The organism is Acinetobacter sp. SwsAc5 (assembly GCF_013391485.1).
Taxonomy (GTDB): domain Bacteria; phylum Pseudomonadota; class Gammaproteobacteria; order Pseudomonadales; family Moraxellaceae; genus Acinetobacter; species Acinetobacter towneri.
Genome location: NZ_JACAXD010000014.1, coordinates 59,059 through 76,066, shown reverse-complemented (window position 1 = coordinate 76,066; position 17,008 = coordinate 59,059). Strand labels below are relative to the sequence as shown.

General features: G+C 44.3%; 17 protein-coding genes. 10 read left to right on the top strand and 7 right to left on the bottom strand.

Annotation, left to right across the window (positions count from 1 at the left end):
• Positions 1-185: 185 nt before the first annotated feature.
• The gene (locus tag HYG89_RS09775) at positions 186-2,153 is read right to left on the bottom strand and encodes a BCCT family transporter (protein WP_178867296.1); all 1,968 of its coding nucleotides are present in this window, start codon (positions 2,151-2,153) and stop codon (positions 186-188) included.
• A 535-nt stretch (positions 2,154-2,688) separates the two neighbouring features.
• Between HYG89_RS09775 and HYG89_RS09770 the strand changes: the two genes are divergently transcribed.
• Entirely contained in the window at positions 2,689-2,943 is a 255-nt protein-coding gene (locus HYG89_RS09770) for a TIGR03643 family protein (protein WP_178867294.1), read from the top strand.
• Here HYG89_RS09770 and HYG89_RS09765 read toward each other — a convergent pair.
• Together HYG89_RS09765 and HYG89_RS09760 are read right to left on the bottom strand one after the other, a co-directional pair.
• Positions 2,940-3,092 carry a DUF2256 domain-containing protein gene (locus HYG89_RS09765; RefSeq protein WP_081402491.1) on the bottom strand — a complete coding sequence of 51 codons (153 nt, stop codon included), beginning with the start codon at positions 3,090-3,092 and terminating at the stop codon, positions 2,940-2,942. The two genes, HYG89_RS09770 and HYG89_RS09765, sit on opposite strands and share 4 nt — an antisense overlap.
• Before the next feature lie 3 nt (positions 3,093-3,095).
• Positions 3,096-4,619 (bottom strand): cryptochrome/photolyase family protein, encoded by a 1,524-nt coding sequence (locus HYG89_RS09760; RefSeq protein WP_178867292.1) that lies wholly within the window; start codon positions 4,617-4,619, stop codon positions 3,096-3,098.
• Between the two features lie 380 nt (positions 4,620-4,999).
• On the opposite strand from HYG89_RS09760, the gene nudC reads away from it, so the two are divergent.
• From nudC to HYG89_RS09715, 9 genes are all read left to right on the top strand, one after another.
• Positions 5,000-5,773: an NAD(+) diphosphatase gene (gene nudC, locus HYG89_RS09755; RefSeq protein ID WP_171324809.1), complete on the top strand. Its 774-nt coding sequence runs from the start codon at positions 5,000-5,002 to the stop codon at positions 5,771-5,773.
• A 227-nt stretch (positions 5,774-6,000) separates the two neighbouring features.
• Positions 6,001-6,549: a lipocalin family protein gene (locus HYG89_RS09750; protein ID WP_178867290.1), complete on the top strand. Its 549-nt coding sequence runs from the start codon at positions 6,001-6,003 to the stop codon at positions 6,547-6,549.
• 137 nt (positions 6,550-6,686) lie between these two features.
• Entirely contained in the window at positions 6,687-7,673 is a 987-nt protein-coding gene (locus HYG89_RS09745) for an acyl-CoA desaturase (protein WP_096901221.1), read from the top strand.
• Positions 7,670-8,953 carry an NAD(P)/FAD-dependent oxidoreductase gene (locus HYG89_RS09740; RefSeq protein WP_178867288.1) on the top strand — a complete coding sequence of 428 codons (1,284 nt, stop codon included), beginning with the start codon at positions 7,670-7,672 and terminating at the stop codon, positions 8,951-8,953. Before HYG89_RS09745 ends, HYG89_RS09740 begins: the two co-directional genes overlap by 4 nt.
• Before the next feature lie 9 nt (positions 8,954-8,962).
• Positions 8,963-9,757 (top strand): DUF1365 domain-containing protein, encoded by a 795-nt coding sequence (locus HYG89_RS09735; RefSeq protein WP_178867307.1) that lies wholly within the window; start codon positions 8,963-8,965, stop codon positions 9,755-9,757.
• A complete protein-coding gene (locus HYG89_RS09730; RefSeq protein WP_178867286.1) occupies positions 9,754-10,950 on the top strand; it encodes a cyclopropane-fatty-acyl-phospholipid synthase family protein in 1,197 nt (398 codons plus the stop codon). Before HYG89_RS09735 ends, HYG89_RS09730 begins: the two co-directional genes overlap by 4 nt.
• 25 nt (positions 10,951-10,975) lie before the next feature.
• Complete coding sequence (locus tag HYG89_RS09725; RefSeq protein ID WP_178867284.1) at positions 10,976-11,755, top strand: DUF1295 domain-containing protein; 780 nt, start codon at positions 10,976-10,978, stop codon at positions 11,753-11,755.
• A gap of 8 nt (positions 11,756-11,763) precedes the next feature.
• The gene (locus HYG89_RS09720) at positions 11,764-12,813 is read left to right on the top strand and encodes a cyclopropane-fatty-acyl-phospholipid synthase family protein (RefSeq protein ID WP_178867304.1); all 1,050 of its coding nucleotides are present in this window, start codon (positions 11,764-11,766) and stop codon (positions 12,811-12,813) included.
• 48 nt (positions 12,814-12,861) lie between these two features.
• On the top strand, positions 12,862-14,175 hold the full coding sequence (locus tag HYG89_RS09715) for a HAMP domain-containing sensor histidine kinase (protein WP_218644946.1): 1,314 nt from the start codon (positions 12,862-12,864) through the stop codon (positions 14,173-14,175).
• Here the strand turns inward: HYG89_RS09715 and HYG89_RS09710 are convergent.
• The 4 genes from HYG89_RS09710 to HYG89_RS09695 form a co-directional block, all read right to left on the bottom strand.
• On the bottom strand, positions 14,172-14,864 hold the full coding sequence (locus tag HYG89_RS09710) for a response regulator transcription factor (protein ID WP_178867280.1): 693 nt from the start codon (positions 14,862-14,864) through the stop codon (positions 14,172-14,174). The genes HYG89_RS09715 and HYG89_RS09710 overlap by 4 nt on opposite strands.
• Positions 14,865-14,875: 11 nt before the next feature.
• The gene (locus tag HYG89_RS09705; protein WP_178867278.1) at positions 14,876-15,376 is read right to left on the bottom strand and encodes a chalcone isomerase family protein; all 501 of its coding nucleotides are present in this window, start codon (positions 15,374-15,376) and stop codon (positions 14,876-14,878) included.
• Positions 15,352-15,924 (bottom strand): nuclear transport factor 2 family protein, encoded by a 573-nt coding sequence (locus tag HYG89_RS09700; RefSeq protein WP_178867302.1) that lies wholly within the window; start codon positions 15,922-15,924, stop codon positions 15,352-15,354. The genes HYG89_RS09705 and HYG89_RS09700 overlap by 25 nt, the downstream gene beginning before the upstream one ends.
• Before the next feature lie 118 nt (positions 15,925-16,042).
• Positions 16,043-16,924 (bottom strand): LysR family transcriptional regulator, encoded by an 882-nt coding sequence (locus HYG89_RS09695; protein WP_178867276.1) that lies wholly within the window; start codon positions 16,922-16,924, stop codon positions 16,043-16,045.
• Between the last annotated feature and the right edge of the window lie 84 nt (positions 16,925-17,008).

Genomic DNA, 17,008 nt, shown 5'->3' with positions numbered 1-17,008 from the left:
GGATAATCTTTTTCAGATTCAATCAATAATTGAACCGCTCTTTCTCTGATTTCAGGGGTATATTTTGGTTTTGTCATTGGAACATTCTCTCAAGAAAGTTGGTCTCCGACAAACCCGGTACGGTTCATTGTTTTGAGCATAGCAAATTCAGGCAATTACACAATTTAATTTACATTCTCCAATACTTAGTTGCGAACCACATTTAAGAAATATAAATGCCGCTCATATTGTTCCAAAATGTCTTGAAGTAAGTCTTCTTGTGTCCATTCCATCACATTGTAGTTTTTACCACCTTCCCGTAAAAACACTTCAGCAATATAAGACTGCTGAGTATCTTCATTTTGATCTTGAAGCATAAAGCTTGGAGGGAGAGTTTTACTTACAGCTACTTGGTAAATAAAATTAATTTCATCATGATGATTGACTTTGAATAGTAAGCCTTGATCACTTTCGACAATAGATACATCCAGTTGGCGACGTTGAAATTCACGCTTTAAATTCTGAAATGCTTGACGTACATCCTGTTTAATATAGGCTTTGACTTCGGATTCACTGTGAGGCGAATGCATAATTAAACTTAAACGCTGTTGCCAGCTTCTTGGATTATGTATAGCGCGTGGTGTGATTCGAGCACTTTGTAAAGCTTGCATCTTAGTCACATCTAAACGTAAGGCTTTGATGAGTCCGATGCACAATAGCAGCATAATAAAAGTGAACGGTAGGGCACTCATAATAACTGCAGACTGCAAAGCTTCTAAGCCACCTGCAATCAATAAAATAATAGAGAGCACAGCAATAGTTGCTGTCCAAAACAGTCGTTGCCACGCAGGAGAATGTTCTGTTTTTGCTGTTAAATAATCGGTGATTAAAGACCCAGAATCTGCAGAAGTCACAAAGAATAGAAAAACTAAAACCGTTGCAAGTAAGCTAGAAGCCCCAGAAAATGGCAAGTGCTTTAAAAACTCAAATAAGGCAACAGAAGAGTCTTTTTCTACAGCAGCAACTAAACCTCCCTGATTTTCAAAAAGAATACTAAATAGCGCGGCATTACCCATAAAACCCATCCATACCAAAGTGAAACCTGTGGGAATGAGTAATACCCCTACAATAAATTCACGGATGGTGCGTCCACGGGAGACACGAGCGATAAACATACCAACGAATGGCGACCATGAAATCCACCAAGCCCAATACATGATGGTCCATCCACCAATCCAGCCTGTAGGCTGATAAGCATACAGATTAAAGGTCATTGCAAATAAATTGGAAACGTATTGACCAATGTTCTGAATGGTGGTTTGTAAAATATAAATACTCGAACTGGCGAAAAATACAAATGCGAGCAGTATTACGGCCAAAATGATATTTAGTTCAGAAAGTCGTTTAATGCCCTTATCAAGACCAAGAAAAACTGAAAATGATGCGAGTGCACTGACTAAGATAATTAAGATAACTTGGGTTTGAATACTATTTTCAAAATCAAATAGATAATTTAGCCCAGAGCTAATTTGAGTTACACCAAAACCTAAAGTGGTTGCGATACCGAATATTGTGCCTATAGTTGCAAAAGTATCAATTCCATCGCCAATAGGGCCATAAATTCGCTTGCCAATAATTGGATATAAGCCTGAACGCACCTTTAAAGGTAAGTTATGTCTAAAAGAGAAATAAGCAAGACTTAATCCCACTAAAGCGTAAATAGCCCAGGCATGCAATCCCCAGTGGAAAAAAGTAATACGCATGGACTGTTGGGCAGATTGGATGGTTTCGGGTGTTCCAGTTGGTGGGCTAACATAGTGCATAACGGGTTCGGCCACACCAAAGAACATTAAGCCAATACCCATTCCTGCGGTAAATAACATGGCAAACCAAGAACTATTTTTATATTCAGGTTCGCTATGATCTGGACCTAATTTAATACGCCCCATTTTAGACAAGGCGATACAGCTAAGCGCGATCAGAAAAATGGCGACAGCAAGTACATAAAACCAACTAAATGAGGCTGTGATCCATTGGTTTAACTGATTGGTGAGCAAGTTAAAAGCATCTGGTGTAAATATCACTAATGCTAAAAAAACAGAAATAATAATCACGGTGCTAAAAAATACATTTGGATTGACGTTATCAAACCAAGATGCTTTTTTGGAAGGCATAATTCCCCCGTATTTTGTCGTAGTTTGGTGCGTGTAGATAAAAGCAAAAATTTCACATTGAGTGAAAAGATAGGAAATCAATCCCTTGATGAGTGTGCTTGGTACAGAATTATCGGCAGAACAACTGATTTGTAATTATATCATTGGATTTACCTTTTAGTAAAACCTAGGGTGTAAAAATGCATTTCAGTATTTTATATACGGTAAATTTTTAGTTAGGAAAAGTGTGGCTAGTAAATCGATGGCTATTCATAGCTTATAAGGCTAATAATTCTCTAGCATAATCTGAAAAATCAACTAGCCTCACAGAGGCTTTGTTGCATAAATATGTAAGCATCTGATTTAAATAAATTTAATTTTGGATCAAAAAACAATCAAAACTTTAAAATCATATAATTATGAAATCTTTGTACAACAAAGCCTTCGTAAACTAGAAAAAATCACAAAAAATTCATGATTGTACTGTTATTCTATTAGTTAAATTAAAGTCGATAAAGCTTATTGACGCTTCATAATGATTAAAAACGAGAATAGTATGAATCAATTTTCTGAAGAAGACTTATCCAGAATTATAGAAATGGCTTGGGAAGATCGAACTCCTTTTGAAGCTATTTTATGTGAGTATGGTTTAAATGAAACGGCGGTGATCCGCTTGATGCGGCAAAATATGAAAGCATCGAGTTTTAAAATGTGGCGTGAACGCGTCACCAGCCGAAAAACCAAACATCTGCAACTGCGTTCCCCCGACGTGATACGGGCCTATTGTTCACGGCAATACAAGCGTTTCTAAGCGTTTGATTTTGAAAGCTGTCTGGACTCACGTTTACATCGTTCAGAACAGTATCTGACTTCATCCCAGCAGCGTTGCCATTTCTTGCGCCAAGTAAAAGGGCGCAAACAGTGGATACAGATTTTTTCAGGGAGATACTGTTTTTTCATGGTTTATAACTCATTGATCTGGCTAAGAAGTTGCTGGGCATGACTGATAATTTTCTGCCGATCTTTAAGTTTATCTAGCTGTCGATAGATCATGCCCATACGTGGATGAGTACGGAATGTCGCTTCATGCCGGATCATGAAATACCAGTACAGGCTGTTGAAAGGACAGCTGTCTGGTTCGGTACGGGTTTTGACATTGTAGCTACAGTGCTTGCAGTAATCCGACATCTTATGGATATAATTGCCCGAAGCCCCATAGGGTTTGCTGGCCATCAAGCCGCCATCGGCATGCATCACCATGCCCAAGGTGTTCGGTAGTTCTACCCATTCATAGGCGTCGGCATATACTGCCAGATACCACTCACTGATCTGCTTCGGATCTATACCAGTTAATAAGGCAAAATTTCCAGTCACCATCAAACGCTGAATATGATGTGCATACGCATGCTGAAAAGTATTACGGAAACACTCAGCCATGCACTTCATCTGAGTGCGGCCAGTCCAGTAAAATTGTGGCAAAGGGGTTGAGTACTGCAGCGCATTGCGGCTGGCATACTCCGGCATGTACAGCCAGTAAACTCCGCGGACATATTCGCGCCAGCCGAGGATCTGCCTGATAAAACCTTCCACTGCATTCAGTGGTGCATGACCTTCATGGTAGGCAGCTTCTGCCGCATCACAAACTTCTTTGGGCAGTAACAGACCACAATTTAGATAAGGCGAGAGCAGGCTGTGAAACAGCATGTCTGCACCCTGAGCCATGGCATCCTGATAATCTCCAAAATGCGGCAAACTGTGGGTAATGAAATGCTCCAGTGCAAGCAGAGCATTGCTACGTGTGGTGGCCCAGCGGAAGTTGTCAAGGCTGCCAGAGTGAAGCGGAAACTCGCGCTCAACCAGTTCCAGTACATCCAGATCAATCTGATCGCGTTCAAAATGAAGTGTTGGAGGCAATGGTGGAGTGCCTGACCATGCCTTGCGATTGGCGCTGTCATAGTTCCACTGTTGTCCAAGCGGTTGCTGTCCTTGCATCAAGTAACCAGTCTGTTTACGCATTTCCCGGTAAAAATATTCCATGCGCAACGTCTGGTAGCGGCTGGCCCAATGCTGGAACTGCTCCGAGCTACAGAAAAAACGATCGTCATCCAGACACTGTACCGGCAGTTGCAACTGCTGGCTCCAGTGCTGTTCAATCTGCTGCTGCAGGCGGTATTCCCCGCATCGGGTCATTACCAATTCTGTGACGGGGAACAGCAGTTGCTGTGCCTGTACGAAATCCAGCAGGCTACGAATCGGACTGCCGAACTGAAAAGCATGGTAACGTACACGCCAGCCTTCCGCTTTGAGCTCTTTGGCAAAATGCCGCATCGCGCTAAAAATCAGAGCAATTTTCTGCGGATGATGGGCGACATAAGTCGCTTCCTCAACCACTTCGGCCATCAGGATCACATCCCGGGTACGGTCCAGCGCTTTAAGCGTAGCGAGCTGATGATGAAGCTGGTCACCTAAAATTAAACCGAAACGCATAGCCTTTCCAGACCCGATCAAAGATAGTCTAGTGTAAAGCCAGACAGTTCAATTTTTTGTGAAAATACAGATCAGTCCGCATGTTCAGTCAATTCAGCCCGACCTGATTTGCTGACATTGCACAGGAATCATGATTGCTACAATAACAGAGTGTCCATCTCTATAATGCTACAGCCAGTTAATGAAACTCGCTTCGCATTATTCCTGAAGACATAAATGTTGTGAAAATTATGTGATTTTAATCAAAAAGATACAAATTATTATGGTTGTAATTCAGGAAGCGTGCGCTTAGTATCTAAAGAGAAGTTACTCTATGTAAGTTTCCTTAGTTTTGTCCCATACACCCCCATGTATGGGATTTTTTTTAATCAGTGGATGTCATGAGCATGCATTCAAAAGCGTATATTTTTAGACAGCAGCAATTAATGGTGGATGAGCATTTTCAGTTGCCGCTGGTCGCAAGACTGCAGCATGATCTGGATTTGTCGGAAAATGGCCAGGTCATTGCACGGGATCTAAAAGAAAATGAATTAGTACCTGAAGGCTATCAACTAGTCCCGATCCGGCAATTGGTGCAGGTCTGGAGCAGGCCACAGTTTGAACAAGCCAGTCGCGCTGTGCAGTTGCTAGAGTGGCGCCGTAATCACCGCTTTTGCAGTAAATGTGGCCACCCGACCCAGCAGCACGTCAGTCACTATGCTATGGTCTGCCCATCCTGTGGTTATAACCAGTATCCGCGTGTGAATCCTTGTGTGATCACTATCATTACCCGAGGTACAGATGAAATTCTGCTGGCAAAAAATGCTCGTAACAAAACCCAGATGTACAGCCTGATTGCCGGATTTGTCGAAGTGGGCGAAACCCTGGAGGAGGCGGTACGCCGTGAGACGATGGAAGAAGTGGGACTACAAATCAAAAATATTCAATATCTAGCCAGTCAGCCGTGGCCGTTTCCCAGCAATTTGATGATGGCCTTCAGGGCAGAATATCATGCAGGCGAGATTCAGATTCAGGAAAATGAACTGAGCGACGCGCAATTTTTCAAGTTTGATCAGTTACCCGAAATTCCGTTCAAGGGCAGTATCGCCTATGCCATGATTCAGCATGTGATGCATGGCACACCTGTTGCCGATGACAGCAAAGAATGGCTTTGAATTAACTAGTCTGGTTTGACTGCTTAAATTAAGAAAAGAATCAGGAGGTTTATTTTCGATCGGTGTAATTCCCGAGAACCTGAATTTTCTAATGTTGAAGACTTAATTATTTTTTAGCGGATAAACGAATGGCATCTCAACAAAAACTGAATCGCAGCATCTAATCTTCACGCTTTGTTCACATCCAGCTGGGTTATGCTAATCCTGAAATCAAACAAGGCTTAAAAATGAAGATGCTATTCAAGTCGGTTTTCGCAGTTACAGCGCTGGCCATCATCAGCTTAAGCTTTACTGCCCGAGCTGAAACGGTTGCCCCTCAGGCAGTCGATCAGGTGGATATACGGCAGTATGCGGGTAAATGGTATGAAATTGCGCATTTACCGATGTATTTTCAGCGTAAATGTGTCTCGGATATCTCGGCACAATACACTGTCAATGCCGATCAGACCATGGGCGTCTTAAATAGCTGCCGGATTGAAAATGGTGAAATGATCAGCTCTGAAGGGGTAGCCTATCCGCAAAATCAGGGCAACAGCAAACTGAAGGTCAGCTTTTTGCCGCCAGGTTTAAGATGGATTCCGTTTACCAAAGGGCATTACTGGGTATTACGCGTGGATCCGGAATATAAAGTGGCGCTGGTCGGTGGACCGAGTACCAAATACCTGTGGATTTTATCGCGCGAACCGCAACTGGATGAAGCCACCTATCAGTCCTATCTGGATACAGCAAAATATTATGGTTACGACGTTACAAAACTGATCAAATTGCCGCATTAATCTGTTACCCTTTTGCCGAACTCATTAGTCTCTCTACAGTTCGGCTTTTTTTTATTTCACTTCACATAAAATTCATATCTGACTGATTAGACTCATCAAATAGAATAAAGACAACCGCTTAAAAGTAGGATGAGTCCATGTTGAAAAGCCTGATGCGATGGATAGACAGCTGGTCCATACACACATCGCCTGAAACGCTGACCGCTGAAAATAGTAAAATTCAGTGGTTCAGAATTTTACCCTTTATTCTACTGCATCTGGCCTGTCTGGCAGTATTCTGGGTGGGGGTATCGTGGTTTGCACTGGGTTTCATGCTCGCATTCTACCTAATCCGCATGTTTTCCATTACGGCCTTTTTTCATCGCTATCTGTCACATAAAACTTTTCAGACTTCGCGTCCGGTGCAATTCCTGTTTGTGTTAATTGGAACTATGAGTGCACAGCGTGGTCCGCTATGGTGGGCGGCCCATCACCGTTATCACCACCGCTATACCGATACACTACAAGATCCACACTCCTCAACACATGGTTTTTGGTACAGCCATGTCGGCTGGTTTTTAAATGAATATAATTTTGCCACGCGTAAAGAAGTGATCAAGGACTGGCTGAAATATCCGGAACTGATCTGGCTGGACCGCTTCAGTTTAATTGTGGTGCTGCTGACCGCGGGAGGAATTTATGCACTCGGGGAGTGGGTGGCCATCACCTGGCCGCAACTTGGTACATCAGGCCTGCAATTGCTAGTGTGGGGCTTTGTCGTGTCTACCGTGTTACTGATCCATGCCACCTTGTGTATCAATTCACTGGCGCATCATTATGGCAGCCGAGATTTTGACACGGATGATCACAGCCGCAACAATTTATTCCTGTCGATCATTACCTTGGGCGAAGGCTGGCACAACAATCACCATTATTATGCCGGCAGTACCCGGCAGGGTTTTTACTGGTGGCAGATTGATGTGACCTATTACCTGCTGAAACTCATGTCTTTGTTCGGGCTGGTCTGGGGACTCAAGCCCATTCCGGCACGTGTCTATGACGTCAGTAAAATTGCCCGGGCTCGAAAACAGAAAAAAGCTGCCAAGACCGGCACTCCGACTATTCATTCAAAGGAATCACCATGAAAATTGCAATTATTGGTTCAGGTATTTCCGGTCTGTATGCTGCCTGGAAACTCAGCAAAGCACATGAAGTCACAGTCTTTGAAAAGAATAACTACTTTGGTGGTCATACCGATACCCATCAGCTGAATATCGATGGTGAACAGGTTGCGGTGGACAGTGGCTTTATTGTGTTTAACGAGCATAACTATCCGCTGTTCTGCGCCATGCTAAAAGAACTTGGGATTCAATCGCAAAGCAGTGACATGGGCTTTTCGGTGAATAATCAGGTCACTGGCTTACAGTACAATCCTTCAAAAAAATTCTCGTTATTGTTCCGACCTCAAAACTTTTTTAATGCAGATTTTCGCGCGATGTTGTCGGATCTGTTCCGCTTCTATGCCGCCAATAAAGATTTGGATGTCGAGCATGTCGATGCACAGCTCAGTATTGATGAGTATTTAAATCAACATGGTTATAGCGATGCCTTCCGTCATGAACATCTCTATCCGATGTGTGGAGCGCTGTGGTCCTGCCCGGTGGAACAGGCCGGACAGATTCCGTATAAGTTTGTGGTGAGCTTTTTCCAGCATCATCGCATGTTGCAGCTCAAAGACCGTCCTTTATGGCTGACGGTCAAGGGTGGGTCAGCTCGCTACGTCCATGCCATTCAGGCCCAGTGCAATATCACGCTTCGTAAAACTGCTGTGCATCAGGTGTCTCGCAGTGCCAATGATGTACTGATTGAAACCCAACAGGGCAGTGAGCGTTTTGACTGGGTGATTTTCGCCAGCCACGCCGATGACAGCCTAAAACTGCTGAAAGACCCAACCGCGCAGGAGCTGGACGTGCTAGGCAAGTTCCGCTATCAGGATAACCGCATGGTGGTACATTCCGATACCTCTATCATGCCCAAATCCCGTCGCCAGTGGGCCAGCTGGCATGTACACGTCACGCCGACTCAGGTCACTGAACAGACGCCATTCCAACACAGTGGCACACATTATGGCTTTAGCTACTGGATGAACCAGTTGCAGAACCTGAACTGCAAAACCCAGGTCTTTGCCACCCTGAATCCTAATTTTGCCCTGAATCCGAAAAAAGTCTGGATAGAACGACATTACCGTCATCCAGTGTTTGATGCCCCGGCGATTGAAGCACAGCAACGCTGGGCCGAGGTCAACGGCCAAAACCGCACCTCATATTGCGGCGCTTACTGGGGCTGGGGCTTTCATGAGGATGGGGCGCGTAGCGCATTATGGGTAGTCGATCAGCTATTGAAACAGGCCGAACAGGCCGCCTAGGAGCACATGATGCAGATGTATCCACTGGCGATTGCCCCTGCCGAAATTAGGCATCGCCGTTACCTGCCCAAAGCCCATACTTTTGAGACCCAGCTAACTTATCTATGGTTTGATCCGGATCAACTCTCAAGCTTTACCCAAAAATCCTGGCTATGGTCTTCCAGGCACTGGAATTTCCTGACCCTGGATGAGCGGGATTTTCTGACCATGGAATATGGTTCGATTCGGCAGAAGGTCTCACGCCTGCTGATTAAGCAGGAAAACTATCTGTTACCGCATGCCGCTTCCATCCGGGTGCTGGCTTTACCGCGCACACTCGGCTTTCGTTTCAATTCCGTAGTGTTTTATATGGTCTTTAGTGCGACCGACCAGTTGCTCTTTGTGCTGAGTGAAATCACCAACACACCGTGGAATGAACGACAGGTCTACATTCACGACTGCCGAAACAATGCAGACGAACATGCGCCGTACCAGAGTCACCAGTTTGACTTTAAAAAGGCCTTTCATGTGTCGCCGTTCATGCCAATGGGGTTGGATTATCGCTGGCGCTTCAGCTTTTCGGATCGGCAGAACGTGATTTATATGCAGCTGTTTGAGCAGGGAATCTTGCAATTCGATGCCACCCTGAAATTTTCCTTGCAGGCCATCACGGTTCCTTCACAGCAGCATCGCTATGCTGTACTGAAAGTTCTTGAACCCTTCAGGATGGTCAGCGGAATTTATCTGCACGCCTTTCGTTTATGGAAAAAGAAAATTCCATTTTACCGACATCCTAAAAAAGAAAAAGGAAACACATTGCGATGAAGACACTATTCATGGGAGAGCAAAGCACACTGCCGGTGGTACTGCGCCACCTGCTGAAATTACGCCATGGTCAGCTGATTTTTAAAGGCGTCTGGAACGGGGCTGTCGGGGAAAATAGCGATTTACAGGCGGTGATACAGGTGCATGATGTTCGTCTGATGGATCTGCTGTTCCGTAATGGTGTACTGGGTGCTGCCGAAGGTTTTATCCGTGGCTACTGGAGCAGTGAAGATCTGGTCGATGTGATCCGCATTTTGGCACGTAACCGCGATGTGCTGGACCAGATGAATCAGAATGCAGTGGCCAAAGCCAGCCAGTTACTGTTAAAGGTCTGGTATAAATCGCGCAAGAATTCGATTGATGGCAGCCGCAAAAATATTGCCGAGCATTATGACCTGAGCAATGACTTTTTCAAGCTGTTCCTAGATTCCAGCATGATGTATTCCAGTGCGGTGTTTAAAGAGCCAGGCATGACCCTGGAACAGGCTTCGGATTATAAAAAAGAACTGATTTGCCAGAAACTGCAACTCAAACCGATGGATCATTTGGTTGAAATTGGCAGCGGCTGGGGCGGTTTTGCCATTTATGCGGCTCAGCATTATGGCTGTAGGGTGACTACCATTACCATTTCCAAAGCTCAGTACGATGAAGCACTCGCCCGAGTTGCTGAAGCAGGGCTGTCTCATCGGGTGTCTGTACAGCTTCAGGACTACCGTTTACTCGAGGGTAAATACGACAAATTGGTGTCCATTGAAATGATTGAAGCAGTTGGTGAGCAATATTTACCAACTTATTTCCAAAAATGCCGCGAGCTCCTTAAGCCGAATGGTCTAGCCTTGATACAGGCGATTACCATTGAAGATGCACGCTATGTTAAAGCTTTAAATACGGTGGATTATATTAAGCGTTATATTTTCCCCGGTAGTTTTATTCCATGTATCAGTGTGATGACGCAAACGGCTTCTGAGCAAAAACTTCGTCTCAAACATCTGGAAGATATTGGTCAAAGCTATGCACAAACCTTGAAGTGTTGGCGCCAGCGTTTTCTGGAGCAACGTGATCAGGTGTTGCAACTTGGTTTTGATGAGCGCTTTATCCGCATGTGGGATTTTTATCTGTGTTATTGCGAAGGTGGCTTCCGCGAAGGCGTGATCAGTGATGTACATCTGCTGTTCGAAGCCAGTGCCTACTAAGCCAAGATAAAACAGGAGGGAAGAAATGCTGCTGAATTTACTGATGCTGAATGTCTTTATCATGCTCTGTAGCTGGCTGCTGGTGACCTATAACCGCAGAGCAGGGCTGGTCGATGTCGCTTGGAGTTTCAGTATTGCCCTCAATGTGATTATTGCCGCTTGGGCAATTGACAGTGCACCGATGTTGGTTCGCTTATTTCTGGGACTGGCGAGTGGGATCTGGTTTTCACGACTGACTTGGCATCTGTTACGGCGCTATGCCAATGAAACCCAAGAAGACACGCGTTATGCCAACATGCGCAGAGCGATGGGGGACTATCAGCATCTTGGTTTTCTGGTGTTTTTTATATTTCAGGCAGGTTTGGCGCTACTGTTTTCTTACCCAATGCTGAAGTTGTTAAGTATCTCGACCGAGCAATGGAATGACTGGACTTTGGTCACTGTTATTGTGGCGGGTATGATCATGCTCTCGGCTTTGATAGGCGAAAGCACTGCCGATCAGCAACTTTACCGTTTTAAGCTAGATACACAGAATCAAGGTAAAACCATGGATCAGGGCTTATGGAAATATTCGCGTCATCCGAATTATTTTTTTGAATGGCTGCATTGGTTTGCCTATCCAGTGCTCGGTTTGGCAGCAGGATGCTATGAATTATGGATATATCCACTGCTGATGTGGCTGTTTCTGTACTACATCACCGGGATTCCCTTTAGTGAACAACAGGCGCTGGCACATCGCGGCGACAACTATAAAGACTATCAACGACGAACTTCAATGTTTATTCCGTGGCCACCCAAAGAGTAGGTAAATACATGGACTTTGTGATTCAAAAAACCTTAGAACTGATCGAAAATGGCAAGGTGCCAGACCCAGTGATTCGTGCAGGCATTCGTACTTTAAGCAAAAAACGTTTGGCACAAGAAGGTCGGTTTAACCCCGCATTGGCAGCGCAGCGCTATATGGATGTGCTGACCATGCTGAAAAACAGCGAAATTGCTATTGAGACAGACAAAGCCAATGAGCAGCATTATGAACTGCCGACCGCATTTTTTCAGGCAGTACTCGGTAAGCGTTTGAAATATAGCGCTAGTCTATTTAAACATGCCGATATGACGCTAGACCAAGCCGAAGAAGCTGCCCTTGCATGCTATTGCCAGCGAGCACAACTGAAAGACGGGCAGGATATTTTGGAAATTGGATGCGGTTGGGGGTCTTTAAGTCTATATATGGCCGAGCATTATCCAACGGCCCGTATTACAGTCGTGTCAAATTCTTCAACGCAGCGCGAGTATATTCAGGAACAAGCCCGTTTAAAAAAACTGCAGAACCTGACGGTGATCACCTGCGACGTCAATGTGCTGCAACTGGAACCCGCGTCCTTTGACCGCGTGGTTTCGGTGGAAATGTTTGAACATGTTCGCAACTACCAGAAACTGTTTGAAAATATCAGCAGCTGGCTGAAAGCAGATGGTCTGCTTTGGTGCCATATTTTCTGTCACCGTTTCCTGCATTATCCGTTTGAAGTTAAAAATGAATTCGACTGGATGTCGAGATATTTCTTTAGTGGCGGACTGATGCCGGCAGCGTCGACCTTTCTACATTTCCAGCAGCATTTGCAATTAGAGCAGCACTGGCAATGGGCGGGTACGCAGTATGAACGTACCGCAAATGCTTGGCTAGAAAATATGGATGCTAAACAGGCCGAGCTAAAGCCCTTGTTTGAAAAAACTTATGGCGCGGATGCCGCAATCTGGTGGCAACGCTGGCGGATTTTCTTTATGGCCTGTGCCGAGCTGTTCGGTTATGAGCATGGACGCGAGTGGGTGATCGGTCACTTTCTGTTTAAAAAGAAAACCGTATAATTGAATGTCGAATCGGATGGGGTAGCGGGGAATGCACCAATGTTAAAGCTGTTCAGGGACAAACACGATCATCCTCTGGGTGAGGTGTTTAACCGCTATTACTGGCTGCAAATCGGATTCATTGCGTTGTCTGTGGTGATTGGGATTGGCTTCAGTGCTTGGGTAATTAAAGGTTCCCTGCTCAGAACTGCGCTAGAACAGGAAATGTCACACTACTGGCAGCGGCTGGAACGTAATCCGGCTGCTGAACTGCCAGACACCAAAAACTTGTATGGTTATCGCTGGAGCGATGTACCGCCAGTCCAATTTCGCCACATACAGCTTGAGCAAGGGGTGAACCGGCATTTTGTCGATGGCAAGGAGCGCATGACCGTGTATGGTGAAAAAGACGGACAGCATGTGCTGCTGGTGTTTGGCGAAAGCAACGTCAACAAGCTGGTGTGGCTGTTTGGTCTGGCACCGCTGATGGTCAGCTTGTTTGTGCTATATAGTGTGCTGTGGTGGTGGAACCGTCGGGCCCGGCGCTATTTTTCCCCGATTACCCGTCTGGCCAATGCGCTGGAATATATCGACTGGGAACATCAGAAAAATCAGGCTTCGCCTTTTCAGGACATCCGCACCGACTCTAATCTGGAAGCTGAATACCTCAAGCAGGCGCTGGAAAAATATCATCAGGTATTAAGTGAATTTATTCAGCGTGAGCGTGAATTTACTGGAGATGTCAGCCATGAGCTACGCACGCCACTGACCATTTTAAAAGGCAATGTGCAGCTGTGTCAGGCACGCTATGGCGACAACAAGGCCTTTACCCGCCTGCATAACACCATTGAAGACATGCAGCTGCTGGTCGATACCTTGCTGGCCATTGCCCGCAATACCACCAACACTTTAACTGCTGAACCGACCATGCTTTCAGAATGTCTGGACAATCTGGTGCAGGATCTGGAGAGTGTCAGTCATAACAAAGGCATGCAGATAGACCTGCAAAAAGACCTCGATGAACAGCCGCGTAAACTTTATCCATCCATGACCAAAATGGTGTTTGGCAATATTCTGCGCAATGCGCTGAACTATTCACAGGGCACAGAAATTGATGTGATTCTGGAAAAAAATAAAGTGCTGATTGCTGACAATGGGGTCGGCATGCCTTTACCTAACAATTCTAAAGTTCAGGAACTGTCTGGTCAGCAGCTAAAACTGGAAATCAAAGGGCATGGCATTGGATTACAATTGGTGCAAAAGCTATGCAAACAGCTAGGTTGGCGTGTGGAGCTGTTTGACAGGCAATATTATCTTGACACTCATCAGAATGTTGAATTAGCAATCACCACTGGACTGATTGTCGTTGTGTACCTAAATTAGGCTTCATCTTCGAAAGCAATCTTTAAACCAATCCCAGATATGGTGTGAATCAGCTTATGTTCAAAGGGTTTATCGACCATTTTGCGTAAATTATAGATATGACTGCGCAGAGCATCACTTTCTGGCTCTTCGTCACCCCAAAGCTGCATCATAATTTCCTGTTTGGTCAGTACTTTAGGAGAATGACGCATCAATAGTTTCAAAAGTTTAAACTGAATTGGAGGCAATTCAATGTTCTGCCCAGCTCGAGTTAGCTGCTGTGTTGCGGGGTCCAAAATTAGGTCATGAATTTGCAGACGACTGTTGGATACTTCACCCAGGGAGCGTTTGATCAGGGCCTTCACCCGAACCACCAGCTCGTTAAAATCGAAAGGCTTGACCAGATAATCATCCGTGCCGGAATTGAAGCCTTTGAGTTTATCATCCAAGGTATCCCGAGCGGTAAGCATCAAGACAGGTAAGTCCAACCCCTCTTCATTGCGTAACCACTCGCACAATTCATAACCAGAACCATCAGGCAAATTAATATCTAGTAGTAAGATATGGTAGCGTTGCTGTTTAAGTAATTGTCTAGCAGCACTCAGATTGCGGGCATGATCGACCACAAAGCCATGTTCTTCAAGAAACTCGCATAGGGTAGAGGCCAGTTCATAATGGTCTTCAACCATCAGGATAAAATGTTTCGACATAGCGGCAGACACTAATTTAATAATTGCTGTTTTAATTTAGCACTAAATGGCTGGGGACCAAGCCATATATTAAAATATTGCTGGGCTAGCGGATGCTGCAGCTGCCCTAAATTTTTCCGGTTGAGGGATAAACTTAGGGTTTGCGTGGCATGGCTGTATTTCAAGCGGTACAGATCACCTGATCTGACCGGACGATACAAATCAGTGAATGGGTTGAATAGAGCATGTATTTTTGCGTCTTTAACATTACGTTTCAGTAAATGTGTGGCCGCACGTTTAAATGCCCAATCCGGAATATTCTGGGTATAGGAAAAGTCCATCTGTATATTTTGTTTTTCCCAGGACTGGCTACAGTTTTGGGCAAAATAACTGGCCATACCGACCTGTTTTTGACCCACCATCAGCGGACCATTGCCGCATTGATTCAGGCTTTGTGCCTGTGCCCATGGACAGAAGCTACATCCCATCACTAACGCTGTACTAATCGCTATTTTTTGAAAGGCAGTAGCCATGAGTAGACCCCTCCAACATAAGGCAGGGAACGGTACAGGCCATTCGCAGGGTCCCAGAAATCCTGCTGGAAAATAATCTTGTTGTTTTCGTTGATCTTGATTTCACTGATACCGTAAGAGTCCATACTGCGGGTCGTGCCGAACATTTTAAAATCATAGGTCATATGCCAGTGCACATAGGCAGAGTCCTGATGATAAGAAGCGTTTAACAGCTTGACGCTGACCTTGCTAACCCGTTTGTTCATGCCTTGAAAGTGCTCCAGCAGATTTTGACGGGATGAAAATTGCGATAGGGTATCGTTAATAAACAGCTGGTCGGCATACAGCGATCCGGCTCTTTCCACAAATTCTGGTGTGCCCAAAGTATTAAAAGCTGAGGTAAAGCGGAGGCCGATATCCTGAGCTTTAGCCTGATCCAGCGCTATCCCCTGAATACCGTTTCTGGATTGGGCGTAATCGGCTGAATAACTGGGAATACTTTTACATCCGGCTAACAACAGAAGCGGCAAGGATAAGGCTGTAGCAATTAGTGTTTTTACAAGTCTCATCATCAGTGTCCGTATGAAGTGTATGTTTATACCTTAGGCAGCAAAGCGTGAACAGAATGTGAAATAGACGTTATAGATGAGCAATTGAATAGAATTTTTCAAATCAAAGATTAAATGTTTAACTTTTTTCTTCGGCCATTAACCAATCAATGATATTCATAACATCACGATTTTCGTTATTTTTTCTGACCATTGCATAAAAATTATAGTCACAATAGATAAAACCAAAAGGTGCAATGACCCTGCCATTTAATATTTCTTTTTCTACTAGAATTTGAGGGGCTATGGCAATTCCTAACCCAGATACAGCAGCTTCTATCATCAAATTGAGACTATCAAAATAACGGTCATTGGATTTTGCGGAAAAGCTTATTTGAAACTGATCAAACCATGTATGCCATGCACTTTTATTTGAGTGGGTATGAAGTAATGGATAGTTTAAAAGATCATTTACGGAATGAAGAAAATTTATTTCACGATTACAAATAGGACCCATGTTATCGGGAAATAACAGATATTTATTCAAAAAGTTGGGAAGTAGATGATGCTCACTGACGCTATTGATAAATATATCAACCTTCTCTTTTTCTAACAATTTTAAGTCATTACATGTCATTAATTTGATATGGATATTGGGATAAATGACTTCGAGCTTTTCTAATCGAGGAATCAGCCAATTTGCCATAAAACTATGAGAAGCGCCTATGACAACTTCTACTTCAGATGTCTTATTAGTTAACTCAAAGACGCATTGTTCTAAACGATTAAAAAGCTGCGTACAAACGAGCGATAATTCTTCGGCATCCGCCGTCAGAGAGATGGTCGAGGAATGTCGAATAAACAATTTTTTATCCAACCATTCTTCTAACTGCTTTATTTGATGGCTAATCGCGCTATGGGTTACACATAATTCTTCGGCAGCTAAGCTGAAACTTTTATTTCTAGCGACAGCTTCGAAAGCTTTTAAAGCATTAAGAGGAGGTAATGTTCTGCGTTTCATGTTGTAAAATTTTCTAACACCATAACCTCAAAATATATCAATTATCATCAAAATGAAAATATTTTAAGATCGAACAAGTTTTGA

Bases quoted from the DNA above. Each gene is read 5' to 3' on its own strand.
- HYG89_RS09775 (WP_178867296.1), bottom strand. From the start codon at position 2,153: ATGCCTTCCAAAAAAGCATCTTGGTTTGATAACGTCAATCCAAATGTA.
- HYG89_RS09770 (WP_178867294.1), top strand. From the start codon at position 2,689: ATGAATCAATTTTCTGAAGAAGACTTATCCAGAATTATAGAAATGGCT.
- HYG89_RS09765 (WP_081402491.1), bottom strand. From the start codon at position 3,092: ATGAAAAAACAGTATCTCCCTGAAAAAATCTGTATCCACTGTTTGCGC.
- HYG89_RS09760 (WP_178867292.1), bottom strand. From the start codon at position 4,619: ATGCGTTTCGGTTTAATTTTAGGTGACCAGCTTCATCATCAGCTCGCT.
- nudC (WP_171324809.1), top strand. From the start codon at position 5,000: ATGAGCATGCATTCAAAAGCGTATATTTTTAGACAGCAGCAATTAATG.
- HYG89_RS09750 (WP_178867290.1), top strand. From the start codon at position 6,001: ATGAAGATGCTATTCAAGTCGGTTTTCGCAGTTACAGCGCTGGCCATC.
- HYG89_RS09745 (WP_096901221.1), top strand. From the start codon at position 6,687: ATGTTGAAAAGCCTGATGCGATGGATAGACAGCTGGTCCATACACACA.
- HYG89_RS09740 (WP_178867288.1), top strand. From the start codon at position 7,670: ATGAAAATTGCAATTATTGGTTCAGGTATTTCCGGTCTGTATGCTGCC.
- HYG89_RS09735 (WP_178867307.1), top strand. From the start codon at position 8,963: ATGCAGATGTATCCACTGGCGATTGCCCCTGCCGAAATTAGGCATCGC.
- HYG89_RS09730 (WP_178867286.1), top strand. From the start codon at position 9,754: ATGAAGACACTATTCATGGGAGAGCAAAGCACACTGCCGGTGGTACTG.
- HYG89_RS09725 (WP_178867284.1), top strand. From the start codon at position 10,976: ATGCTGCTGAATTTACTGATGCTGAATGTCTTTATCATGCTCTGTAGC.
- HYG89_RS09720 (WP_178867304.1), top strand. From the start codon at position 11,764: ATGGACTTTGTGATTCAAAAAACCTTAGAACTGATCGAAAATGGCAAG.
- HYG89_RS09710 (WP_178867280.1), bottom strand. From the start codon at position 14,864: ATGTCGAAACATTTTATCCTGATGGTTGAAGACCATTATGAACTGGCC.
- HYG89_RS09705 (WP_178867278.1), bottom strand. From the start codon at position 15,376: ATGGCTACTGCCTTTCAAAAAATAGCGATTAGTACAGCGTTAGTGATG.
- HYG89_RS09700 (WP_178867302.1), bottom strand. From the start codon at position 15,924: ATGAGACTTGTAAAAACACTAATTGCTACAGCCTTATCCTTGCCGCTT.
- HYG89_RS09695 (WP_178867276.1), bottom strand. From the start codon at position 16,924: ATGAAACGCAGAACATTACCTCCTCTTAATGCTTTAAAAGCTTTCGAA.